Below are 24,203 nucleotides of genomic sequence, written 5' to 3' on the forward strand. Positions count from 1 at the left end.
AATTTACATTTCGATAACCATTTATAAATTACAAAGTTTTTAAATAAAGTGAAAATGCAAGAATTGCTGACTCAACTTAAGTCAAAAACAGAAAAACTCTATCTAGGAGGTGGAATTGAAAAACTAGATAAACAAAAAGATAAAGGTAAACTAACTGCATGGGAACGCATACAGTATCTTTTAGATCCAAACACAACATATTTTGAAATTGGTAAATTTGCTGGAGATGGTCTATATGAAGAGCACGGTGGATGTCCAAATGCTGGCGTAGTTATAGTATTAGGTTATATACAAACTAGATTATGTATAATAGTTTCTAATGACGCTACAGTAAAAGCTGGCGCATGGTTTCCTATCTCTGCTAAAAAAAATATAAGAGCTCAGGAGATAGCCATGGAAAACAATATTCCGATAATTTATTTAGTAGATTCGGCCGGTGTTTATCTTCCAATGCAAGATGAGATTTTTCCCGACAAAGAACATTTTGGACGAGTATTTAGAAATAATGCTAAAATATCAGCTATGGGTATTCCTCAAATATCAGCTATTATGGGATCATGTGTAGCTGGAGGAGCATATTTACCTATTATGTCTGATTATGCTTTAATTGTCGAAAAAACTGGTTCTGTATTTTTAGCTGGTTCTTACCTTGTTAAATCTTCTGTAGGTGAAATTGTAGATAATGAAACGTTAGGCGGTGCTGTTACGCACAGTGAAATATCAGGGGTTACGGATAATAAATACCCGGATGATGAAAGTTGTTTAGACGCTATACGTAATATTATAGATAAATTTGGTAAAACAAAACAAAATCTTTTCTCCAGAAAAATTCCTACCCTACCCGAATACGATCCTACCTTTATATATAACTACCTTCCTCAAGATCGCCTCAAGCCTTATAATATGCTTGAAATCATTAAGGCTATAGTCGATAAGGGATCCATTGAAGAATATAAAAAAGATTACGGAAAAACAATTATTTGTGCGCTGGCACGAGTAGACGGCTGGGCTGTAGGTATAGTGGCCAATCAACGAGAAATTGTAAAAGCTAAAAAACCAGGAAATATTACAGAAATGCAAATGGGAGGTGTCATATATTCAGATTCAGCCGATAAAGCTGCTCGATTTATTATGAATTGCAATCAACAAAAAATACCTTTAGTTTTTTTACAAGATGTTACAGGTTTCATGGTAGGCTCCAGATCAGAGCATGGTGGAATAATAAAAGACGGTGCTAAAATGGTTAACGCTATGGCTAATTCTGTAGTACCTAAATTTACATTTATAATAGGAAATAGCTACGGAGCAGGAAATTATGCAATGTGTGGAAAAGCCTACGACCCCAGATTAATATATGCGTGGCCTACAGCACAAATAGCTGTGATGAGTGGTGCATCTGCAGGTAAAACTTTATTACAAATCCAGGAAGGAGCTCTAAAAACAAAAAATATTAACTTATCAGACGAAGAAAAGCAAAATCTACTAGATAAAATAGAACAACAATATAATGAACAATTAAGCCCTTATTATGCAGCCGGTCGCTTATGGGTAGATGGGGTAATTGATCCTGCTGAAACCAGGAAAATAATAAGTATGGGGATAGAAGCAGCAAATCATAATGAAAGCATTCCTAAATACAATGTAGGTGTAATACAGGTTTAACTAACTTATTAATAATAACGTATATAATCTATTAAATAGATTATATACGTTTTCCTATTATGAACCCATAACCAACCGATAAGCTAAAGTCACGTCCTAAACTAGAACTTTTATACATTCGATCGTCTATTAAAACATCATCAACAAATGTAGAATACTGGCCGTACGATTTATTCAATGGCTGTCTAAATCCTGTATTTAATGATACAAAACTCTTCTTTGTGAAAAAATAATTAGCTGTTAATCCAACATTCACTACAGCAGACCCTGACTTCTGTTCATATACATTTCTTATAGTAGAACCATCTTCTAATTTATTTTGTTTATCTGATTCCAAATCTTGTATAAAAAATCCATATCCAAATCCTATTCTAGGATGTATATCCCATTTATTTTTTTCTATCCTATAAACTGCCCCAAGATCTATTATTGTAGCCGGTAAATAACCGCCAAAAAATAACTTAGAAATGAATTCGCCAACCTCATTTTCAAAAGAAGCATTATAATAAGGTGATTTTTCTTCTTTTATAAAATCCATTTTCAAACCTGCATACCAACCTATTTTTTTTGAAAATAAATGTGTGATTCGTAAAGCTCCCGAATAAGCTAAATCCTGTCTACCACCTAAAAGATAACGATCTGTACGAGATCCTTTATTCGATAAATCAGCACTAATGCCTATAGGTATAAATTCTACCTTAACATAATTTTTATGTTGTAAACTATTATCCTGTGCCTGAGCTTTATTAAAACAATAAATTATAAATGAGCAAAATAAACAAAAATAAAAGGGTGATATAGGTTTTTTCATGGTTTTTAAAATTTAAAAATAGTTTATTTTATACGATAGTATAATGATAATTGCTACAAAAACTTATTATTTTATATAATATATTGATTTTTTATATTTAAATATTCTTGTAAACATTCTGGATTTCGCATAATATCTTTTGATATAGACTCTTCACTAGAATGACCCATAAATATCTTTTTAATAGGTATTTCTAATTTTTTTCCACTTAATGTATACGGAATTTCTGCTACTTGAAAAATATAATCAGGTACATGTCTCGGACTATAGTAATTACGAAGAACTTTTTTTATTCGATCTTCCATTTCCCTATTTATAGAAAATTCATTTTTAAACTGAATGAATAAGAACATATAAGAAACTCCTTTTTTATCTTCTATAGAAATAACCAAACTATCTTGAACAATTGATAAACTTTCTACAGCATTATAAATTTCCGCTGTACCAATCCTTACTCCTCCTCTATTCAAAGTAGCATCAGATCTACCAAACATTTCAATACCTTTATTAGATATACTAATCCAATCACCGTGACTCCATACACCTGGTCGAACATTACTAAAATAACTCTCTTTGTAAGCTTTATTATCTTCATCATTCCAAAAGTGTATAGGCATAGAAGGCATAGGTTGCTTTATAATTAGTTCACCAACCTGATTATATACTTCCCTATTCTTATCATCTAGCGCGACGATATCAGCTCCTAATGTCCGACACTGAATTTTTCCAGCATATACGGGTAAAAAAGAGCAACCCGATAAAAAAGCACTACATACATCTGTACCCCCGCTTAAAGAAATAATATGAACCTCAGGAAACTTTTCTTGTAAATTCTTAAAAGTAACACTTGGTAAAGGAGAACCTGTTGAACCAATTACCCGAGGTGAATAATTTTCTATACTTAAATCATGTATTGCAGAAAAATAAGATGCACCAGCGCCAAGGTGATCCACATGAGATCTCTTCACAAAATTCCAAAAACTATGGTGATTATTATGGTGTATAGCTCCATTAAAAAGACATAAAGTCGCTCCACATAACAAACTCGACAAAGCATAATTCCACATCATCCAACCGGTTGTACTATACCAGAGATAATTATCACCAGAAATTACATTTTGATGCAAAACTAGTGCTTTGTAATGTTCTAATAAATTTCCGCCGGTACTATGTGTAATAGCTTTAGGTTTTCCTGTTGTACCAGAAGAATACAATATCCATATGGGATGATCAAAAGCCACACGCTCAAAAAGTATAGATTTTTCTTTATATTTTTCTAAAATATTGTTCCATTCCGAACTATATACTTCTACATAAGCTTCAAAAGATGTAATATATTCCTTTAAATGATTCAAAGTAGAAACTTTAGAAAATTTTTTACCATTGTATTGATAAGTAGTTTCAATAAATAGCAATTTAGGTTTTATCTGTTCAAAACGTTCCGTAATACTAACATCTCCAAAATCTGGAGAGCAACAAGACCATATAGCTCCGATCGAATTAACAGCTAAAAAAATAGCGATAGTATCAGCTGTATTATTTAAAACTCCAACTACCCTATCCCCTTTAGTAACTCCCTTATCTTTTAGATATTGCTGTAATTTAGATACTTTTTCTTTAAGCTGTGACCAAGTAATTTCTGCATATGTATTTTTTTCATCAGCAAATTTAAGAGCTATATTTTCATTCAATTTATTTCTAAAAATATGTTCGCTATAACTTAAATAAACTCCTTCAAACCACTTCGTATCTATAAAATCAGAAGCATTTATATCATATTTTAATACTTCTTCTAATTTACCGGAATAATCGATTTTAAAATATTCAAAAATACTTTTCCAAAAACTACTCAAATTATGAATAGACCACTCATATAAAGCATTATAATCTAAAAAAGTACGTCTATAATTATATTCTACAAACTGTTGATAATCATAAAGTGGTGATTCTTTAATATAATCATCTGAAGGAGTCCAAATAGGTTTTACCATAATATAAACAAAAGGTTATCTAAAAAGCAAGATAACAAAAATCAAAGCTTCTTCTAAATTTAGCTTAACAAAACCCTTTGTCTATTACTATATTTACATACTGAGTTTAATTTGGATTTCTAGAGTGTTTATAATGTCTTATCTCTATTATAAGATAATTTAGTGTAAAGATAATTCAAAATTAATATTCTAAAAAAAGCCATTTTATTTTTAATAGATGGCTTTTTTTAGAATTTTTTTTTTTATTCGTTCTTATTGATTGTTTTTAAAGGCATTCCATCCCTGAGCTGTAATAGGATGTACATGTCCTGATTTGGATATCATTTCACAACCTGCATTTTCTTCAGTTATATAACCGATAATTGTTATATCTAATTGGTTCTTAATCTTGTCATATTGATCTTGTGGAACAGTGAATAATAATTCATAATCTTCCCCCCCACTTAAAGCACATACAGTTGGATCAAGCCCAAATTCTCTAGCTGTTTCATAAGTCATTGGATCTATAGGAAGTTTTTCTTCATATAGCTTACATCCTACTTTAGATGCCTTACAAATATGTAATATTTCTGATGCTAAACCATCAGAAACATCGATCATAGCATTAGGGATAATATTATAAGCTTCAAAAAGTTCAACAATATCTTTTCTTGATTCAGGTTTTAGTTGACGTTCAATAATATAATCTTTACCTTCCAAATCAGGCTGTATACTTGGATTTTCTAAAAAAATCTGTTTTTCACGCTCTAAAAGCTGTAAACCAACATAAGCACCTCCCAGATCACCTGTCACACACAATAAATCGCCTTCTTTTGCAGTTGAACGATACGCTATTTTTTCATTTTCTGCAAAACCTATACTTGTAACAGATATTATTAATCCTTGAGCAGAAGCAGAAGTATCGCCACCTACAAGATCAACGTTATATTTTTTACAGGCAATTAAAGCTCCCTCATATATTTCCTCCACCGCTTCCAAAGGAAATTTTGAAGAAAGACCAATAGAAAAAGTAATTTGTGAAGCACGACCATTCATCGCATAAATATCACTGAGGTTTACTTGTACAGCTTTATAACCTAAATGTTTTAAAGGAACATAACGTAAATCAAAATGTATTCCTTCTAAAAGAAGATCGGTAGATATTAATGTTTTTTTATTTTTAAAATCAAGTACTGCAGCATCATCCCCTATTCCCATTACTGTCGATGGTTCAGTGATCTCTACTGCTTTAGTCAAATAATCTATTAAACCAAATTCCCCCAGTTGATTGATATCGGTAGTTTCTTTATTATCGAACATCGTCTTATATTAATTGTAATGATTAAAAGGCTATATTATTGTCTATAATGTTTATAAACCAAATCGAGCTGATATTTCTAACATACGCTCAATAGGTTGCCTTGCACGTTCTACAATACCTTCCGTTAAAGTTACTTCAGGCAATTCAAAATACAGACAATTGTATAATTTTTCTAAGGTATTAAGTTTCATATGCGGACAATCATTACATGCACAGGTATTATTAGGCGGTGCAGGTATAAAAGTTTTCATGGGGCTGGCTTTCTGCATCTGATGTAATATTCCAGATTCAGTAGCTACAATAAATTGTTGTGCACTATTTTCAATAGTATATTTCAACATTCCGGAAGTAGAACCAATATAATCAGCTTGATTTAAAATATGATCTTCACATTCCGGATGTGCAATAAACTTAGCATCAGGAAATTGCTTACGTAAATCGATAATTTTATCTTGAGAGAATATTTCATGAACCATGCAAGCTCCATTCCATAGAACCATATCTCTGCCTGTTTTTTTCTTGACATATTCACCTAAATTTTTATCAGGTCCAAAAATTATTTTTTGATTAGATGGTAAACTTTGTACTATTTGTACAGCATTACTGGAAGTACATACAATATCAGAAAGAGCTTTTAATTCAGCAGTACAATTTACATAGGTAATCACCAAATGATCAGGATATTGTTTTTTGAATTTAGCAAACAAATGAGGAGGGCAACTATCTGATAATGAGCATCCCGCTTTTAAATCTGGTAATAAAACTTTTTTTGATGGAGAAAGTATTTTAGCAGTTTCAGCCATAAAATGTACACCGGCAAAAACGATCACATCAGCATCAGTTAATGCCGCTTGTTGAGATAATCCTAAACTATCACCTATATAGTCTGCAATATCTTGTATTTCAGGTTCTTGATAGTAATGTGCTAGTATAACTGCATTTTTTTCTTTCTTAAGTCGCTGTATTTCAGTGACGATATCAATAGTCGGATCAATAGGTGTATCAATAAAACCTTTTGATTCTAAATCTCTTTCAAACGTCGTATTCATTTATCTTCTTCTCAATTTAGTTTCCATCAATATTTGATTGAACAACATTACAAAAGTAATCAAAGAAAATGAAACGATTTCCACATTCCTTTTTTTCAATAAATAATAATCTTTTTATATAAAAAAGGAACTATTGTTTATTAGTGTGTGGATAATGGGGATAATTGTATGAAATTATTTTTTGAAATTTGGTTATTATAGAGTTATCAACATGTTATTAACAGATGGTTTCTATTTAAGTACTGATTTACAGATATAAATTATTTTTACATTTTTTGTTTCCATATTTTTTTGTTGAATGTTTAGTGTTTACAATTTGTTAATATACTAGTGATGTTATGGTAATTCTTTGCACACTTTTTAGTCTTAATACGTTAAATTGTGTAAAGAATTAAAGTTTTACAATTTACTCCACCGTTTATATACATGTTATCCACATTATTTGTTAATTTGTTTATTAATTGATGAAGTATTTGGGCTTTTATAAGTTGTTATGGCTAATAGGAAGGTAGATTTTTTGATTATAGGGTCTGGTATTGCAGGTCTTAGTTTTGCTTTGAAGGCAGCTAGTTTAGGTAAGGTGTTGATAGTCACTAAATCTAATGAAGATGAGTCAAATACGAAGTATGCACAAGGTGGTGTAGCAGCTGTTGTGGATAAGTCCGATAGCTTTGATAAGCACATTATTGATACTCAGATAGCTGGCGATGGATTATGCCATATCGATATTGTGGAAAACGTTGTGAGTGAAGCTCCGCAAAGGATTAAAGAGCTTATAGATTATGGAACGAATTTCGATAAGATTGATGAGGATCATTATGATCTAGCTAAGGAGGGGGGGCATTCTAACAATAGAATTTTACATTACAAAGATATTACAGGTTATGAAATAGAACGGGCCTTATTAGAACAGGTTAAATCAAATCCTAATATTGAAGTTTTAACGCACTACTTTGCAGTAGATTTAATAACACAACATCATCAAGGAAAACATGTTGATAAAGGGACTAAGAATATTGAATGTTTTGGAATTTATGCTTTAAATACTAGAAATCAAGAAATTGAGACTATTCTTAGTAAAGTTACTTTAATGGCATCTGGAGGAGCAGGACATGTTTATGCTAGTACAACAAACCCTACGATAGCTACAGGTGATGGGATTGCAATGGTATATAGGGCTAAAGGAAAAGTAAGAAATATGGAATTTTTTCAATTTCATCCTACAGCTCTATATAATCCAAAAGAATCCCCTGCATATCTTATCTCTGAAGCTGTACGAGGTTTTGGTGGTATACTAAGACGTGTGAATGGTGATTCTTTTATGGAGGAATATGACGAAAGAGGCTCCTTAGCACCTAGAGATATTGTTGCACGTGCTATTGATAGTGAAATGAAGAAGTCGGGTTTAGATTTTGTATATTTAGATATTACGCATCGAAAACGAGCTGAGATTATATCTCATTTCCCAAATATTTATGAGAAATGTTTATCTATTGGTTTAGATATGACTAAAGACTACATTCCCGTAACTCCTGCAGCTCATTATTTATGTGGGGGAATCGTTGTAAATGCGCACGGTCGTACAAGTTTAAATAATTTATATGCTTGTGGTGAATGTTCTTCAACAGGTTTACATGGTGCTAATAGGTTAGCTTCTAATTCTTTACTTGAGGCTGTTGTATATGCTCATCGAATTTTTGAAGAGGTTAGATCTTCTTTTGAGAACGTTACATTTGCAAAAAATATTCCAAAATGGGATGAGTCAAAAGTTAGTCTTCTGAATGAAGAAATTTTGGTTGCACATAATTTGAAGGAAACACAGAATCTGATGAGTGATTATGTAGGAATAGTGCGATCTGATTTCCGATTAGATCGAGCTATGCGACGGTTAGGTTTTTTATATGAAGAAACAGAAGATTTTTATCGGAATACTAAGCTTTCCATAAAAATGTGTGAATTGCGTAATGTAATACAGGTAGCTTATTTGATTGTAAAATCGGCTATGCATCGTAAAGAAAGCAGAGGCCTTCATTATACAACAGATTATCCAGAAAAGTCCATTTATTTAGAAGATACAGTTTTATAGTATGGCAGTAATATTACCTGTTAAGGATATGTATCCTGTTTTTGGGGAAGAAGTTTTTATAGCTACGAATGCTACTATTGTTGGTAATGTAAAGTTTGGAAGTAATTGTTCGGTATGGTTTAATGCAGTTGTTAGAGCTGATGTTAATTATATTAGGATAGGAGATTATACAAACATACAAGATGGTGTAGTAATCCATTGTACTTTTAATAAAAATGGTACAGATATAGGTAATTATGTAAATATTGGGCATAATGCAATAGTACATGGTTGTAGAGTAGCTGACTATGTATTAATTGGTATGGGAGCTATCATTATGGATAGAGCTGTAGTAGAATCGAATGTTATTATTGCTGCGGGAGCTGTTGTGTTAGAGGATACTATTTGTGAGGAGGGTTTTCTTTATGCGGGAGTTCCTGCAAGAAAAATAAAACCGCTATCGGATGAACAATTATTGATGCTTAGGCAATTACCTGAAAACTATGTTTTTTATAGTTCTTGGTTTAAAGAAATCTAGAATAAAAGGTAATTATTACCTTTTATTCTAGATTAATTATATCTTCTTGTTCCCAATTAGCTCTGATGGTGAATATTTTATTTAGATACCATATATGTTCGGCTTGTGTACCTTTGTATACATCAGCTGGGTCCCATCTTTTATTTTTATTTGTATCGTATATTATCCTCAAAGTATATTTACCTCCTTGGAAATTTTTATATATTATTTTATTATTATCAATGTTTAAGATCTGGCGGTCAAATACTTTATCTTTTTGTTCATTTATTAATTCAGCAATGTACTGTTGAGCACTATCTAATCCGTTAACCGTAAACTGTATATTTCCGTAATTATCAGATTGATCTAGGGTGAAATTACTTTTAAATTCTTTATTAAAATCCTGGAAATGAGAAGTAATTGCATTTTCTTGAATTATTAATTCATAATTTTTATTTGGGCGCCAATTAAAACGAATATGATATATTTGATCATTTATAGTATCTCTCTGTAATTGAAAATTGCGACGTGAAACACTATCTTCATTTAGAAGTATTTTAGCTTTATCGACATTATCTATTGGAATTAAAGCAGTTAATGTAATATGTTTAATGCGATCAACTTTATTTGTAATATTAAGTATCGGTTTGATATTGCGGTCAAATTTTGCATTCTTATTAATACGAATTATTGTTGTATCAATTATTTTGAGATTATCTGCAATTTCTATTTTTATAGAGTCTAGTGGGGTATTTTGAATATATATACGTAAACTGTCGTTTGCATAATTATACTTTTCTATTTTATCGTCATTTAGTTCTTCCGGAAAAATTATTTTCGTAGATGGATTATGAAGCGATTTATTGAACGTAAGTAATATTGATCCATCGGCATCTAATTTTTTTTCTAAAGTCCGATAATCTTTAGGATAGCCTTTTGATATTTCTAAATGTATGTTTTCTATATTTTTTGCAAGAACTAAACTATCTTTTAAAAAACCAATCCATTCGTCGGTACCATTATAAATTCTATCATTGTTTTGTTCCTTTAATGCATAAATTCGGTAGGTATCCTCTTTTAGATTATTAAATTGGAACCTACCTGCAGTATCTACATTTGTATATATATTTGCTTTTCTTTTACCAAATATAGAATCTTGTGCGATAGGGATTAATAATACTTTAATGTTTTCATCTTTTTTTTGATCAAACTCTTTTGTAAAAGCATTAAGAACAGAACCGCTAATTGAAAGTGAATCGAGTTCCGCTCCAGTAGCAAAAACGTAATTATAATTTATAATAGGATTTCCTTCATTGTAGTCCGTTAGACCTTTACCAAAATTAATTGTATAAGTAGTATTAATATCTAATGAATCTGGTAATGTGATGACTAAATTTTTCTTTTTTACTTTATATTGAACGGGAGTTTCTGTATCTGGACTTATATTGAATTCTTTAAATTGATTTGTAAGTTTTATAAATTCATCAAAAGTGAGTATAATTTCTTTTGATTTAAAATTTTTAGAATAATTTAATGGCGATTCATTTAAGATAACGGGAGGTATGGTATCTTTAGGTCCTCCTCCTGGTCTCTGAATATTTGCACAACTAAAAAATATCGATATTATTAAAATTAATATACTAATATAAATGGTAATCTGTTTATATGCTGTTTTTAAGCTTTTTAAGCCACTTATGTCTATTTTGAATTGTATCATTATAAAATTAAAAATAACGTCTTAAATAGCTTTAAACGATATTTGTTTAAAGCTTTGATAAACAGGTGTTTAGTTCATATGTACCATTAAAACACTAATATCTGACGGCGTCACTCCTGATATACGTGAAGCTTGGCCTAACGTTCGTGGTTTAATTTTTAGAAGTTTTTCGCGAGCTTCTATAGATAATGACGGTAAAGATGCATAATCAAAATCAGGATTAATATCTTTATCTTCCATTTTTTTCATTTTATTAACTATATCCATTTCCTTTTCAAAATAGCTCTCGTATTTAATTTTTATTTCTGTTTGTTCAATTGTTTCTTCATCTAGTTGTTTAAGTTTCTGTGAAAAAATATGTTCTACTGTAGCTATATCATGAATATTTATTTGTGGGCGACTAAGGATATTGAATAATCTAATTTTTTGGTTTACTGAGCTAGATCCTACTTTAGTAAGTAGAGGGTTAATTATTTCTGGAGAAATACTGGTGTTTTTCATATAATTGATAAGTTCTTCAGATTGATTTATTTTTTTATTTACTTTTTCTAGACGTTCATCACTAACTAAACCAAGTTTATATGCTATAGGCGTTAACCTGATGTCCGCATTATCTTGGCGTAATAACAATCTATGCTCAGCTCTTGAAGTAAACATACGATAAGGCTCTTCAGTTCCTTTAGTTACCAGATCATCGATTAATACACCTATATATGATTCAGATCTTTTTAATATTAGTTCATGTTGATCGTTTATTCTTTGATGAGCATTAATACCAGCTATGTAACCTTGGGCACCTGCTTCTTCATAGCCTGTAGTACCATTAATTTGTCCAGCAAAGAACATATTTTTTATACGTAAGGTTTCTAGCGTTAAATCTAATTGCATTGGTGGAAAGTAATCATATTCTATTGCATATCCAGGACGATACATTTTAGCATTTTCGAAACCTGGAATTAATTGCATGGCTTTGTGTTGAATGTCTTCTGGTAAAGAAGTAGAAAAACCATTGACATATATTTCCACGGTTTTAAAACCTTCTGGTTCAACAAAAATTTGGTGGCGGTCTCTTTCTGCAAATCTGTTTATTTTATCTTCTATGGAAGGGCAATATCGTGGGCCTAATCCTTTTATTCGACCAGTGAACATTGGAGATTTATCAAAGCCTGTTCTTAGGATATCATGAACTTTATCATTAGTATAAGTTATCCAGCAGCAACGTTGTTCTGTTGGTAAGTCAATATCTGAATATGAAAATTTCCCTTTCTTTTCATCACCCCATTGTTCTTCCATTAAAGAATAGTTTAAAGAACGGCCATCTACTCTAGGAGGTGTACCTGTTTTCATACGTCCTGATTCGAAACCCAAACTAACCAATTGTTCTGTTATACCTGTTGCTGATTTTTCTCCACTTCTACCTCCACCAAATTTTTTATCTCCTATATGGATAACACCATTTAGAAATGTACCATTGGTTAAGATAACTGCATCAGATTCTATGCGTAAGCCCATTGAAGTGACTACACCTTTAGCTTGACCTTTATCTATTATTATTTCTTTCACCATATCTTGCCACATATCTACATTTGGCAATGATTCTAAAGTTAATCTCCATTCCTCAGCAAAGCGCATTCTATCATTTTGCGTACGTGGGCTCCACATAGCTGGGCCTTTAGACTTATTTAGCATTCTAAATTGAACAGTTGACTTATCTGCAATGATACCTGTATAACCACCTAATGCATCTATTTCTCGTACAATTTGTCCTTTTGCAACCCCTCCTATTGCAGGATTACAGCTCATTTGGGCGATTACACCCATATTCATAGTAATAAGCAAAACAGAGGAACCCATTTTACTTGCAGCGGTTGCAGCTTCACATCCTGCGTGACCTGCACCTACTACTATTACATTATATTTTTTAAACATATATTTATTTACTTTTGTTTCACGTGGAACTTTATCAAACTACTAATTGTTTCACGTGGAACTTTATTAAATGTATTCTGATAAAGTTAACCAACGATCGGATTTGTTACTTAAGTCTTTTTTAAGGAGTTCTAACTCTTCTCCTTTTTTTATTAATTGAATATGATTAGTTAGTTTGTTAATCTCTTCTGTTTTTTCTTTTATTTCCAATTCTATTTTCTCTATTTCTTTTTCTAGGTTTTCATATTCTAAAACCTCTTTGTAAGATAATTTCTTTTTTAAATCTTTCTGTTCTTTGTTTCTGGTTTCTGTAGGGGTAGGTTTGTTTTTTTCTTCTTTTAGTTTTTCTTCTAATTCTGTTTTGTAGTCCGCATAGTTTCCGTTGTATATGCGAAGGGTTCCGTTTCCTTCAAAAATAAATAATTGATCAGTTAGTTTATCTACAAGATAGCGGTCGTGTGATACTAAAATTAAAATACCAGGGTAATTTTCTAAAAATTCTTCTAAAACATTAAGGGTGTCTATATCTAAATCGTTAGAAGGTTCGTCGAGAATTAAAAAGTTAGGGTTACTCATTAAAACTCTCATTAATTGAAGTCGTTTCTTTTCTCCTCCGCTTAATTTTAGAACTTGATTGTATTGTTTTTCTGGAGGAAAAAGAAAAAGAGTTAATAATTGAGAGGCCGTTATGATATCTCCATTTGCCATTTCAATATATTCAGCTATGTTTTTAACAACATCTAGAACCCGATCTTCATTGTTGAATTCTAAACCTCCTTGTTTATAATAGCCGAACTTTGTAGTTTCTCCAATGGTAATAGTGCCTGTATCTGGTTTGATATTATCTGTTATTAAATTTAAAAAGGTGGATTTCCCAGTTCCGTTTTTTCCCGATAAACCTATACGATCACCCTTTTTAAAGGTGTAAGAGAAATTGTTTAGTATAGTTTTGTTTTGAAAAGATTTATAAATGTTGTTTATTTCTAAAATCTTCCCTCCTTGTCTACTGACTTTAACTGAAAGTTTTACCGACTCATTTTTTTGAGGAGCTTTAGCTTTATCTTCTAAATCATAAAAAGCCTCAATACGTGATTTTGATTTTGTACCTCTTGCCTTTGGTTGTCTTCTCATCCATTCTAATTCTTTTCGAAGAAGATTTCTAGCTTTATCGGCTATGGCAATATCTATGTTTTCTCGCTCAGCTTTTTTCTCTAAGAAATATGTGTAATTCCCTTTATAGATATAAAGTTCTCCTTTATCTAATTCGCGTATTTCGGTACATACATTGTCTAGAAAATAGCGATCGTGTGTTACTAATAAAACTGTTTTATTTCCGGTTGTAAGAAGTTTTTCCAACCATTCTATTGTTTCTATATCTAAATGGTTGGTTGGTTCATCTAATATATATACATCGGGGTCGTCAATTAATAGCTTAGCTAGAGATAAACGTTTTTTTTGCCCTCCAGATAATTGATCTATTTCTTGATTGAAATCAGATATTTGTAGCCTGTTTAAAATTGTTTTGATATCGTGTTCATATTCCCAAGCTTCTAATACAGACATTTTATCTGTGAGATGCGCTAGTTTTTCTTGATCTATATACTCGCTACTAACTAATTCTTCGTATTCTTTTATGAGTTGTTGCTGTTCATTATCTGCGCTATATATAAAATCATTTACAGTTTTTAATCCTGAAAAATTTGGTTCTTGTGATAAAAAACCAACTCTGATACCACGTTCTTTTACTACTTTCCCTTCGGTAGGAATAACGATTTCTGATAATATTTTTAATAATGTAGATTTTCCAGTTCCATTTATACCAACTAAGGCAACCCGTTCCCCTTTTTGTAAGGCAAAATGTAAGTTATTGAATAACCAACGGTCATTATAAGAATGACCAACTTGTTCCGTTGCTAAAATACTCAATTTTATAAATATAAGTTATTGATAATTAAATACTTGTAATTTGTATTGAATAATGTAATACTTCGTCATTCTATAAACTAATTATAGAAGAAGTAATATAAAAAATCATATCTATTATGAATAGATATTCAGTGCAAAAATAAATAAATATTTGTGGTTATATTTATAATAGCACTTAAAGCTGTATTATAAATTAGTTGAAGGGCTACTTAGTTCAGCTTGTAAGTTGAAATTAAGTTAAATCGAGGGATAATGACATTAAATTGACTATTATCTAAAGTACGTTGCATTTTATAATACCCCTGCATATAACCTAAGTCGCTTTTGAGATTGCAGCCAGATACATATTCGTGTATATCTCCAGGATTCAAAAGAGGTTGTTCACCTACTACTCCTGCCCCATCAACAGTAGTTGTTTCCCCTATAGAGTCAAAAATATCCCAATGGCGCTCTAGCAATTGAACAGGTTGGTCACTTAAATTTTCAATTCTAACTTTATACGAAAACATAAAATGCTCGCGCTCTGGATTTGAATATTCTGATTGGTAATAAACAAATACTGATATTTTTATGCCTAAAGTAATTTTTGTAGTCATTTGAAAATAAACTTAAGTGATCATTTTGCAAAATATCAAATTATCTTTATATAATCGACAGTGTTTTGCTAAGATATGTTAAATAAATAGGTAATTGTTATTTCGTTTACTTTATGAATTTTTAACGATGTATGAGCTGCATTTATTTTAGTATTTTTGTTTTATGTCTTTCGGAACTTTATATTTAATACCAGTCCCCTTATCTACTGATGTAGAAAAAAAATCATATACGGCATTTCATTTAGAATTATTAGGTGAAATAAAAGAGTACGTGGTTGAAAATGAGAAAATCTCTCGAAAGTTTCTGAAAGATGCAAATATTGGCATTGTGCAAAATGATTTAATTTTTCATGATTACGGAAAACATAAACGAGAAAGTATTGATTACAATAGTTTGTTTAAATCAATCTTTAATGGTCAAGATATAGGGTTAATGTCTGATGCAGGTTGCCCTGGTGTTGCGGATCCCGGGATGGATCTTGTTGAAGAAGCACATAAAAGAAATATTAAAGTGGTGCCTTTAGTAGGACCGAGCTCTATACTGCTTGCATTGATGGCCTCAGGATTTAGTGGACAGAAATTTACTTTCCATGGTTATCTTCCTATTGACAAATCTACACGAGTGAAAAAAATCAAAGAGTTAGAAATACAATCTTTAAAGGAGGATCAAACTCAGATTTTTATAGAAACACCATTTCGAAATAATCAATTGCTAGATCAATTGTTACAAAGCTGTAAACCGCAAACAAAAATATGTGTTGCTTGTAATCTTACTGGAAAAGATGAATATATTTCTTCTAAAACTGTACTAGAGTGGAAGAAAGAAAAGGTTGACCTTCATAAAAAACCAACTATTTTTTTATTATATGTTAAATAAAATTAGATAACGCATGTTTGAATTACTGCAAGATGGCAAAATAGAGGAATTGTATAAATATGCAGTAATAGGTGCTGCAATCCGTGTTTTTTTTTGGTTACTATTCGCATTTACAATTAGGAGAACACTGAAATTAGTTAAAAAAGAAAATCAATGTATACTTCCTAATCAGGTATGGTTTGTTGCTGTTCCTTTATTTAATATTTTTTGGAATTTCGAAATAGCAAAACGATTGTCAGATTCTTTAAATAATGAATTTTACGATCGTAAGGTTGAAGTAGAAGATAATCCTACTAGAAAATGGGGATTATTATATGCATGGACCTTCTTGTTAAGTAACATTCCTTTTCCAGTTACTATACTTGTTTCTTTAGGTTTGTTGAATTTGATTTATTTTGGTACGTATTGGATAAAAATCTATCAGCATCAATCATTACTGAAATTACATATTGATCATTATGGTGAAAATTATATAGGAGATGAAGATTAGTGAACTTATAAAATATTTGGAAGAGGTAGCTCCTCTAACCTATCAAGAGTCTTATGATAATTCGGGCTTGATTGTTGGACATCCAGATAATGAAATTAGTAAGGCAATGATTTCTTTGGATTGTACTGAAGAGGTTATCGATGATGCTATTCGTAAAGGATGTAATATAATTATTTCTCATCACCCTATCGTTTTTAAAGGATTAAAACGATTTAATGGTAATAACTATATCGAACGTGCAGTCATAAAAGCTATTAAGAATAATATTGCGCTATATGCTATACATACAAATCTTGATAATATCGTTGGAGGTGTTAGCAGTAAAATAGCAGATAAGATAGGTTTAGTAGCTCAAGCAATTTTACAACCTAAAAGGGGGTTGCTACGTAAATTAAGTGTTTATGTGCCTCGTACCCATGTTGAGGAGGTACGAAAAGCTTTATTTGTGGCAGGTGCAGGTGCAATAGGAAACTATGATGAATGTAGTTATAATACTATTGGTTATGGTACTTTTAGAGGGCAGGATGGAGCTAATCCTACTGTTGGTAAAGTAGGAATACAAGAACGAGTTGAAGAAACTAAAATAGAAGTCGTATACCCCGTTAATAGAGAGCGTGATATCTTGTTAGCAATGTATGCTACACACCCATATGAAGAAGTAGCACACGATATTTACACCATAGAAAATTCTTTTCATAAAGTTGGTTCAGGTACTATTGGAAATTTATCTGAACCTATTTCAGGAATGGAATTTTTAGCTTATTTAAAGGAAAAACTGCATTTGAAAGTTATTCGACATACGCATTTTCATGATAGGGAAATTAGAAGGGTTGCTGTTTGTGGGGGTGCAGGTGGCTTTTTGCTAAGTGATGCAAAACGATCTGGAGCAGATGTTTTTATTACTTCAGATTTTAAGTATCATGAATTTTTCGATGCAGAAAATGAAATTGTTATTATAGATATTGGACATTTTGAAAGTGAACAATTTACACAAGAATTATTAATGGAAATAATTAAGAAAAAATTTGTTAACTTTGCTGTCCTATTGACAGAAATAGACACAAATCCTATAAATTACTACAGTTAATGGAACAAACGGTAGAACAAAAGTTAAAAGCATTGTGGGCTTTACAAACAGTCCACACAAAAATAGATAAGATTCGCCAAGTTAGAGGCGAACTTCCTATTGAAGTTGCTGATCTTGAAGATGACATTGCTGGTCTGGATACACGTATTGAAAAAATCAGAACTGAGCTTGATGATTTAGAAGATTCTATCGTTAAGCGCAAAAATATGATTAAAGATGCGCAAACAGCTATCAAAAAGTACGAAGGTCAGCTTGGTGAAGTGAAGAATAACCGTGAATATGATGCGATTTCAAAAGAGATAGAAATTCAAGGTCTTGAAATTCAGGTATGTGAAAAACGTATTCGTGAAGCTGAATTTGAAATCAAAAATAAAACGGAAGTTTATGACAAAACTTTAAAAAACTTAGAATTCAGCAAAAGTGAATTAGAACTTAAGAAGCAAGAGCTAGAAACTATAACAGGAGAAACACAGAAGGAAGAAGACGCTTTGTTAGCTGTAACCGAAAAATCAGAGAAAAAGATTGAAGACCGGTTATTAAAAGTCTATAATAAATTACGTAATTCTTTTAGAAATGGTTTAGCTGTTGTCTCGATTGAAAGAGATAGTTGTTCTGGGTGTTTTAATAAAATACCACCACAGCTTCAATCAGAAATTCGTCAGCGTAAAAAGATTATAATCTGTGAACATTGCGGACGAGTAATTGTCGATGAAGGTATTGTGTTTGAAGAAGAACACGGTTAATAGAGTATTTGTTTTTATTGAAAGGCGTCTGAAAAGACGCTTTTTTTTTGCAACATATTCGCTATAATAGATAATTAGAAGAATATTTGATCTAAGTTTATAGCGGTAAACAATTGTTTCGTATTTTATGAATAGATCACTTTTAAAATTTTTTAGTGGATTGTTTCTTTCTACTACATTCCTAGGTGCTGTTTATGCGCAAGAAGAAACGCAGTTACTTCGAAGCCCTAGTTTAAGTAATACTCACCTTTCATTTGTCTATGGAGGAGATATTTGGATTGCGGATAAAGATGGTAGTAACCCTCGAAGATTAACTGTGAATCCAGGAGTTGAACAAAATCCTATTTTTTCGCCAGATGGACAACAGATAGCTTTTACAGGGAACTATGATGGAAATACGGACGTATATGTTGTTTCTATTTATGGTGGAGCCCCTAAGAGAGTTACTTATCACCCTACGGCTGATGTTTTAAGAGGCTGGCTAAATAATAATGAAGTATATTTTACATCAACTCGCGAGTTTACTTATTCTTTAGGTTCTCGACTATATAGGTCTACACTCGAATCAGGGTTACCAGAGGCTTTGCTAATGCCCGAAGCTTATCAAGGTAGCCCGTCTTCTGATGGTCGTTATTGGGCTTATATTAAAAACAATGATCCTACGGAAAGAGATCGTGTGGCTTTTAAGAGATATAGAGGTGGAGGAATGCCCTCTATTTGGATTTTTGATACACAAACAAAAGATATTGAGATAATTCCAGGAGAGAAAAGTAATGATGTAAAACCTGTTTGGCTTGGAGATAAGGTTTATTTTCTATCAGATAGAGAACAAATAGTGAATGTCTTTAGTTACGATATAAAAACTAAAAAAATTGAAAAACTGACAAATTTTAAAGATTATGATGTTCGTACTTTGACTGGCCAAGGTATGGAGTTAACTTTTGAGCAAAATGGTAGAATACATATTCTAAATACAGTTAATAAAAAAACGAATACTTTATCAATTGCTCTGAAAGCTGATGCCATGTATAAAAGACCTCATTATGTGGATATGTTAAGTCAGATAAGAGGTTTTGGAATTTCACCTACCGGTCAAAGAGCACTTTTTGAAAGCCGAGGTGAAATATTTACTGTTCCGAAAGAAAAAGGTGATGCTCGTAATATTTCCAATTCCCCTAGTTCACATGAGCGTTATCCGGGATGGTCACCTGATGGGAAATGGATATCTTTTATTTCTGATAAAAATGGTAAATATGAATTGGTATTGCGGGATCAAGAAGCAAAGACAGAACCAATCTATATTTCATTGGGAAAAACTGCGTTTTATTATCAACCAACGTGGTCTCCAGATAGTAAGAAGCTTTTTTATAATGATGCACATTTGAATTTATATTATGTAGATATAGATTCAAAGAAGATAACTCTAGTAGATGATGATAAGCTTAGTTCTACTACAGGTAGGACATCTAATCACTTTCAACCCTCTTGGTCTTATGATTCGAATTGGATAGCCTATGTTAAAAGTCTAAATAATGGTGTTCGTACGCTTTTTATGTATAATTTGGAAACCCATAAAAGTACACAAATTACTGATGGGATGAGTGCAGTTAGCCAACCAACGTTTAGTAGAGATAATAAATATTTGTTTTTTACTGCAAGTACAAATACTGGTTTGACAAACTCTGGTTTACATATGACTGCTTATGAAAAAAATGTAAGCTATAATGTCTATGCGTTTATTCTTTCTAAAGAAACACCAACTTTGTTTAAAAATGAAAGCGACGAAGAAAAGATAGTCGAAGAAAAAACAGATTCGAAGAAGGAAGAAGATATTAAGAAGAATGAAACTAAGAAAGATGATAAACTAGTGGCAAATCTAGATTATATTAATAACAGGATTATAGCCTTACCACTGCCTTCAGGTTATTATCGCTTAAATGGTGCTACAGAGAATATGTTAACCTACCAGAGAGGACGGTCTATTGGTGTATATGATTTAGTGAAATTGGAAGATAAGATTCTGGTTGATAATGCTAATGGGTTTGAAATTAGTGCCGATGGTAAGAAGATGATCTATTCAGTAGGTCGTGATTTCTTTATCGTGAATGCAGGACAAAAACCTGCTCAAGGAAATGGAAAATTAGAACCAAAAGATGTGAAGTTACTAGTAGATCCAGCAGCTGAATGGAAACAGGTTTTTAATGAAGTGTGGGCAATGCAAAAAGAATTTTTTTATGTAGAAAATATGCATGGTGTGAATTGGGAGTCTATGAAAACAAAATATGAGAAATTTTTACCTTATGTTAATCACCGCTCAGATTTAGGTTATCTTTTAAACGAAATGATGGGAGAAATGGTTGTTGGTCATAATTATATTTATCCAGGCGATCAACCAACAAGTCCTTCGGTAAGTACCGGAACATTAGGTGCTGATTTTAAGATAGAGAACGGATCATACCGAATAGTAAAAATATATAGTCGATTGGATTGGAACCCTTCTTTTAAAGCTCCATTAGCTGAACCAGGTTTAAATATAAATGAAGGAGATTATATATTAGCCGTAGATGGTGTAAAGCTTACAGGAGCTGATAATATTTATGCACTGTTGGAAAATAAGGTGGATAAGCAGGTAAGATTAACTGTTAATAGTACGGAAAGTAAGGATGGTTCGAGAGAAATTATTGTTCGTCCAGTAAGCTTTGGTAAAGAAATAGAACTACGCCAAATGGATTGGGTAGAAAGCAATCGAAAAAGAACTGATGAGCTGAGTGGTGGTAAGATTGCGTATGTATATATGCCAAATACAGGACAGGAGGGGTACATTTCTTTTAATAGATACTATTTTTCCCAGATGGATAAGAAAGCCTTATTACTTGACGAGCGTAATAATGGCGGAGGCTCAGTTGCTGATTATGTTATTGATTTATTGTCAAGAGAGTTAATTGCCGGGTGGAAAATAAGAGATGGGAAAAGTTTCACAACTCCGGGGAATGGTATTTATGGGCCTAAAGCTATGATTATTAATGAAAATGCAGGTTCAGGAGGAGATATGATGCCTTATATGTTTAGGTTTAAAGGTCTTGGGAAACTTGTAGGGAGGACAACGATGGGAATATTGGTTGGTATCTCTGGTTATCCACCCTTATTAGATGGTGGCCGCATCACTTCGCCTAATTTCGGTATTTTTGATTTAAACAGTAATTATATTATAGAAAATGAGGGAGTTGCTCCGGATATATTTATAGAACAACTTCCGAAAGATCTATTGGAAGGTAGAGATCCACAATTAGAAAGGACAATTAATCTATTATTAGAAGAAATGAAAACTTATCCATATAAGGAATTGAAAGATCCTAAAGATCCTATTCGTGTACGATAGTTTTTATGAAATATTTTAAAAAAAGCAGAGAGCTCTATAACAGTTCTCTGCTTTTTTAGTAATAGAGTTGTTCTATGTTAAATGGATGATATTATTTATAATAATAAAGACTATTAAAATTTTATCTTACTTTTAAGTAGCATAAAACTGCTGTCAATAAATTAGTTTACTACATCGATATGCATGAAAATGGAATGGTAATTAGGAATCCATGGTCAGACCTTATATTTCTTTTATTATTAACGTTTGTTAGTATGATTGTTGTACAAGGCGTTGGATTAATGTCTACAATGATAACTACTACATCTAATTATAATACTTACATTCTGTTTATAACAGGAACTATTGGAACCTTCATTATTCCGGCGTTGTTATATAATTACTTCCGTAAATATAATGATGTCTTTTTAGTGAAAAATGTGCGGGAATGGAAGTATTATCTTTTAGGGACAATTTTATTATTTGTCTTAGGGCCTATAATGAATTTGTTAAGTAGTTATAATCAACAGCTCGTATTGCCAGATTTTTTAGGTGGATTGGAAGAATGGATGCGTGTACAGGAAGATTTAATGGCTGAAATAACAGCTAAAACAATTATGGTAAATCGTTTCGATTTGTTATTCTTAAATATTCTTGTTACTGCGATTCTTCCGGCAATTGGAGAAGAACTTTTTTTTAGAGGGGCATTGCAGCATATTTTTTCACGCATTGTTAAAAATGAAATTATAGCAATATGGATTGTAGGTGTAATATTTAGTGCTATACATTTTCAATTTTATGGTTTTTTACCGCGTCTATTTTTAGGTGTTGCTTTTGGCTATTTGTTTTTTTGGACCAGAAATATTTGGGTTCCTATTTTGGCTCATTTTATAAATAATGCGACTGTAACTATGTATGCTTTTTACTATGCAAGACAGGGTAAAACATATGAAGACTTTATGGCTGTGAGTTCTTATCCAATAATTGTGTATATTGGTAGCTTAATTTTTAGTGGTCTTATTGTGATACTATTTCATAATTATTCCAAATTTAAAGAAACAGATGGAAACAAATTGGGTTAAAGTTTATACACTTACGGATGCTATTCGTACGGAATTGTATAAGCAGTTTTTAGAAGAAAATGGTATACCTGCCGTGGTATTGAATAAACAAGACTCAGCATTTAAATTTGGAAAAATAGAGCTTTACGTAAGTGATGTTAACTTTAATGAAGCAGTATTGTTGTTAGCAAATAATTTTGATATAGTTGATGAAAACTAGAGCGATTACAGGGTTCTTCTTTATAATAGTCCTTGTGGGAACAGTGCTATTGGGTAGATATGCCTTTATTCCTTTCTTTTCCTTAATAGGGTTATTAGCTTTATCTGAGTTTTATAAGATTGTTAGAAAGCGGGATGTTTATCCTTTAACCATTATTGGTTTAGGAACAGGTATTTTACAGTTTGCTTTTACTGGGCTTTATTTGTTAGGCTTTCTATCAGAGAAGTTTTTATTGATTCCTTTACTAGGTGTTTTTTGTGTTTATATAATTTCTCTATATGAAAAATCTAAAAACCCGATACAAAACATAGCTTTTACGCTTACGGGATTCATATATACTATTTTTCCTTTTACCTGTTTTATTTATTTAGGTTTTATTCAAGGAAACTATAATTTCGAAATACCTTTAGGTTTTTTAATTTTACTCTGGACAAATGATACAGGGGCTTATTTGTCAGGTAAAAGTTTTGGTAAAAGAAAATTATTTGAACGTATTTCTCCCAATAAAACATGGGAAGGTTTTATTGGAGGAGTAGTACTTGCCGTTATAGTTTCTTTAAATTTAGCTCGTTATTTTGAATCTTTGAATACCTGGGAGTGGGTAGTTGTTGGCATTATTATTAGCCTTTTCGGCACTTTAGGAGATCTAGTGGAGTCTATGTTGAAAAGAAACTATAATATTAAAGATTCCGGTAATATTTTGCCTGGACATGGTGGCGTTTTAGATCGATTTGATGGTTTATTAATTTCCGCTCCTCTTGTTTATATCTTTTTAAGTTGTCTTTAGTATACCTCAAGGAGAAT

At 31.7% G+C, this 24,203-nt stretch carries 19 protein-coding genes; 11 read left to right on the forward strand and 8 right to left on the reverse strand.

What is annotated here, in order from left to right:
* The first annotated feature begins 54 nt into the window (after nt 1-54).
* Nucleotides 55-1,662: an acyl-CoA carboxylase subunit beta gene (locus ORI89_RS03580; RefSeq protein ID WP_268229053.1), complete on the forward strand. Its 1,608-nt coding sequence runs from the start codon at nt 55-57 to the stop codon at nt 1,660-1,662.
* A gap of 40 nt (nt 1,663-1,702) precedes the next feature.
* Here the strand turns inward: ORI89_RS03580 and ORI89_RS03585 are convergent, their stop codons facing one another.
* The 4 genes from ORI89_RS03585 to nadA all read right to left on the reverse strand — a co-directional run bounded on the left by ORI89_RS03585 (nt 1,703) and on the right by nadA (nt 6,813).
* Nucleotides 1,703-2,473: a hypothetical protein gene (locus ORI89_RS03585; protein WP_268229054.1), complete on the reverse strand. Its 771-nt coding sequence runs from the start codon at nt 2,471-2,473 to the stop codon at nt 1,703-1,705.
* Between the two features lie 71 nt (nt 2,474-2,544).
* Nucleotides 2,545-4,464 carry an acetoacetate--CoA ligase gene (locus ORI89_RS03590; protein WP_268229055.1) on the reverse strand — a complete coding sequence of 640 codons (1,920 nt, stop codon included), beginning with the start codon at nt 4,462-4,464 and terminating at the stop codon, nt 2,545-2,547.
* A 252-nt stretch (nt 4,465-4,716) separates the two neighbouring features.
* On the reverse strand, nt 4,717-5,763 hold the full coding sequence (gene thiL / locus ORI89_RS03595) for a thiamine-phosphate kinase (RefSeq protein ID WP_268229056.1): 1,047 nt from the start codon (nt 5,761-5,763) through the stop codon (nt 4,717-4,719).
* Between the two features lie 51 nt (nt 5,764-5,814).
* Nucleotides 5,815-6,813, reverse strand: coding sequence for a quinolinate synthase NadA (gene nadA / locus ORI89_RS03600; protein WP_268229057.1), 999 nt, complete (start codon nt 6,811-6,813; stop codon nt 5,815-5,817).
* Nucleotides 6,814-7,306: 493 nt separating this feature from the next.
* Here nadA and nadB point away from each other — a divergent pair, with 493 nt between their 5' ends.
* Nucleotides 7,307-8,899, forward strand: coding sequence for an L-aspartate oxidase (gene nadB, locus ORI89_RS03605; protein ID WP_268229058.1), 1,593 nt, complete (start codon nt 7,307-7,309; stop codon nt 8,897-8,899).
* Between the two features lies 1 nt (nt 8,900).
* Nucleotides 8,901-9,416: a gamma carbonic anhydrase family protein gene (locus tag ORI89_RS03610; protein WP_268229059.1), complete on the forward strand. Its 516-nt coding sequence runs from the start codon at nt 8,901-8,903 to the stop codon at nt 9,414-9,416.
* Between the two features lie 22 nt (nt 9,417-9,438).
* Here ORI89_RS03610 and ORI89_RS03615 read toward each other — a convergent pair whose 3' ends face one another.
* The 4 genes from ORI89_RS03615 to apaG all read right to left on the reverse strand — a co-directional run bounded on the left by ORI89_RS03615 (nt 9,439) and on the right by apaG (nt 15,563).
* A complete protein-coding gene (locus tag ORI89_RS03615; RefSeq protein WP_268229060.1) occupies nt 9,439-11,112 on the reverse strand; it encodes an Ig-like domain-containing protein in 1,674 nt (557 codons plus the stop codon).
* A gap of 69 nt (nt 11,113-11,181) precedes the next feature.
* Nucleotides 11,182-13,041 carry a tRNA uridine-5-carboxymethylaminomethyl(34) synthesis enzyme MnmG gene (mnmG, locus tag ORI89_RS03620; protein ID WP_268229061.1) on the reverse strand — a complete coding sequence of 620 codons (1,860 nt, stop codon included), beginning with the start codon at nt 13,039-13,041 and terminating at the stop codon, nt 11,182-11,184.
* Between the two features lie 66 nt (nt 13,042-13,107).
* On the reverse strand, nt 13,108-14,967 hold the full coding sequence (locus tag ORI89_RS03625; RefSeq protein WP_268229062.1) for an ABC-F family ATP-binding cassette domain-containing protein: 1,860 nt from the start codon (nt 14,965-14,967) through the stop codon (nt 13,108-13,110).
* Nucleotides 14,968-15,176: 209 nt separating this feature from the next.
* Nucleotides 15,177-15,563, reverse strand: coding sequence for a Co2+/Mg2+ efflux protein ApaG (gene apaG / locus ORI89_RS03630; protein ID WP_268229063.1), 387 nt, complete (start codon nt 15,561-15,563; stop codon nt 15,177-15,179).
* A 163-nt stretch (nt 15,564-15,726) separates the two neighbouring features.
* On the opposite strand from apaG, the gene ORI89_RS03635 reads away from it, so the two are divergent.
* The 8 genes from ORI89_RS03635 (at nt 15,727) to ORI89_RS03670 (ending at nt 24,186) form a co-directional block, all read left to right on the forward strand.
* Complete coding sequence (locus tag ORI89_RS03635) at nt 15,727-16,440, forward strand: SAM-dependent methyltransferase (RefSeq protein ID WP_268229064.1); 714 nt, start codon at nt 15,727-15,729, stop codon at nt 16,438-16,440.
* A gap of 13 nt (nt 16,441-16,453) precedes the next feature.
* Entirely contained in the window at nt 16,454-16,930 is a 477-nt protein-coding gene (locus tag ORI89_RS03640) for a hypothetical protein (protein WP_268229065.1), read from the forward strand.
* Nucleotides 16,920-18,017: a Nif3-like dinuclear metal center hexameric protein gene (locus tag ORI89_RS03645; protein WP_268229066.1), complete on the forward strand. Its 1,098-nt coding sequence runs from the start codon at nt 16,920-16,922 to the stop codon at nt 18,015-18,017. The genes ORI89_RS03640 and ORI89_RS03645 overlap by 11 nt, the downstream gene beginning before the upstream one ends.
* Nucleotides 18,017-18,760, forward strand: a complete 744-nt coding sequence (locus ORI89_RS03650) for a zinc ribbon domain-containing protein (protein ID WP_268229067.1) — start codon at nt 18,017-18,019, stop codon at nt 18,758-18,760. The genes ORI89_RS03645 and ORI89_RS03650 overlap by 1 nt, the downstream gene beginning before the upstream one ends.
* A 127-nt stretch (nt 18,761-18,887) precedes the next feature.
* A complete protein-coding gene (locus ORI89_RS03655; protein ID WP_268229068.1) occupies nt 18,888-22,139 on the forward strand; it encodes a S41 family peptidase in 3,252 nt (1,083 codons plus the stop codon).
* A gap of 254 nt (nt 22,140-22,393) precedes the next feature.
* Nucleotides 22,394-23,200: a CPBP family intramembrane glutamic endopeptidase gene (locus ORI89_RS03660; RefSeq protein ID WP_268229069.1), complete on the forward strand. Its 807-nt coding sequence runs from the start codon at nt 22,394-22,396 to the stop codon at nt 23,198-23,200.
* A complete protein-coding gene (locus tag ORI89_RS03665) occupies nt 23,181-23,399 on the forward strand; it encodes a putative signal transducing protein (RefSeq protein ID WP_268229070.1) in 219 nt (72 codons plus the stop codon). Before ORI89_RS03660 ends, ORI89_RS03665 begins: the two co-directional genes overlap by 20 nt.
* Nucleotides 23,389-24,186: a phosphatidate cytidylyltransferase gene (locus ORI89_RS03670; protein WP_268229128.1), complete on the forward strand. Its 798-nt coding sequence runs from the start codon at nt 23,389-23,391 to the stop codon at nt 24,184-24,186. The genes ORI89_RS03665 and ORI89_RS03670 overlap by 11 nt, the downstream gene beginning before the upstream one ends.
* Nucleotides 24,187-24,203: the final 17 nt, after the last annotated feature.

This window comes from Sphingobacterium sp. UT-1RO-CII-1 (assembly GCF_026711005.1).
Lineage (GTDB): Bacteria > Bacteroidota > Bacteroidia > Sphingobacteriales > Sphingobacteriaceae > Sphingobacterium.

Coding starts and splice junctions, on each gene's coding strand:
- ORI89_RS03580 (WP_268229053.1), top strand. CDS start 55: ATGCAAGAATTGCTGACTCAACTTAAGTCAAAAACAGAAAAACTCTAT.
- ORI89_RS03585 (WP_268229054.1), bottom strand. CDS start 2,473: ATGAAAAAACCTATATCACCCTTTTATTTTTGTTTATTTTGCTCATTT.
- ORI89_RS03590 (WP_268229055.1), bottom strand. CDS start 4,464: ATGGTAAAACCTATTTGGACTCCTTCAGATGATTATATTAAAGAATCA.
- thiL (WP_268229056.1), bottom strand. CDS start 5,763: ATGTTCGATAATAAAGAAACTACCGATATCAATCAACTGGGGGAATTT.
- nadA (WP_268229057.1), bottom strand. CDS start 6,813: ATGAATACGACGTTTGAAAGAGATTTAGAATCAAAAGGTTTTATTGAT.
- nadB (WP_268229058.1), top strand. CDS start 7,307: ATGGCTAATAGGAAGGTAGATTTTTTGATTATAGGGTCTGGTATTGCA.
- ORI89_RS03610 (WP_268229059.1), top strand. CDS start 8,901: ATGGCAGTAATATTACCTGTTAAGGATATGTATCCTGTTTTTGGGGAA.
- ORI89_RS03615 (WP_268229060.1), bottom strand. CDS start 11,112: ATGATACAATTCAAAATAGACATAAGTGGCTTAAAAAGCTTAAAAACA.
- mnmG (WP_268229061.1), bottom strand. CDS start 13,041: ATGTTTAAAAAATATAATGTAATAGTAGTAGGTGCAGGTCACGCAGGA.
- apaG (WP_268229063.1), bottom strand. CDS start 15,563: ATGACTACAAAAATTACTTTAGGCATAAAAATATCAGTATTTGTTTAT.
- ORI89_RS03635 (WP_268229064.1), top strand. CDS start 15,727: ATGTCTTTCGGAACTTTATATTTAATACCAGTCCCCTTATCTACTGAT.
- ORI89_RS03640 (WP_268229065.1), top strand. CDS start 16,454: ATGTTTGAATTACTGCAAGATGGCAAAATAGAGGAATTGTATAAATAT.
- ORI89_RS03645 (WP_268229066.1), top strand. CDS start 16,920: ATGAAGATTAGTGAACTTATAAAATATTTGGAAGAGGTAGCTCCTCTA.
- ORI89_RS03650 (WP_268229067.1), top strand. CDS start 18,017: ATGGAACAAACGGTAGAACAAAAGTTAAAAGCATTGTGGGCTTTACAA.
- ORI89_RS03655 (WP_268229068.1), top strand. CDS start 18,888: ATGAATAGATCACTTTTAAAATTTTTTAGTGGATTGTTTCTTTCTACT.
- ORI89_RS03660 (WP_268229069.1), top strand. CDS start 22,394: ATGATTGTTGTACAAGGCGTTGGATTAATGTCTACAATGATAACTACT.
- ORI89_RS03665 (WP_268229070.1), top strand. CDS start 23,181: ATGGAAACAAATTGGGTTAAAGTTTATACACTTACGGATGCTATTCGT.
- ORI89_RS03670 (WP_268229128.1), top strand. CDS start 23,389: ATGAAAACTAGAGCGATTACAGGGTTCTTCTTTATAATAGTCCTTGTG.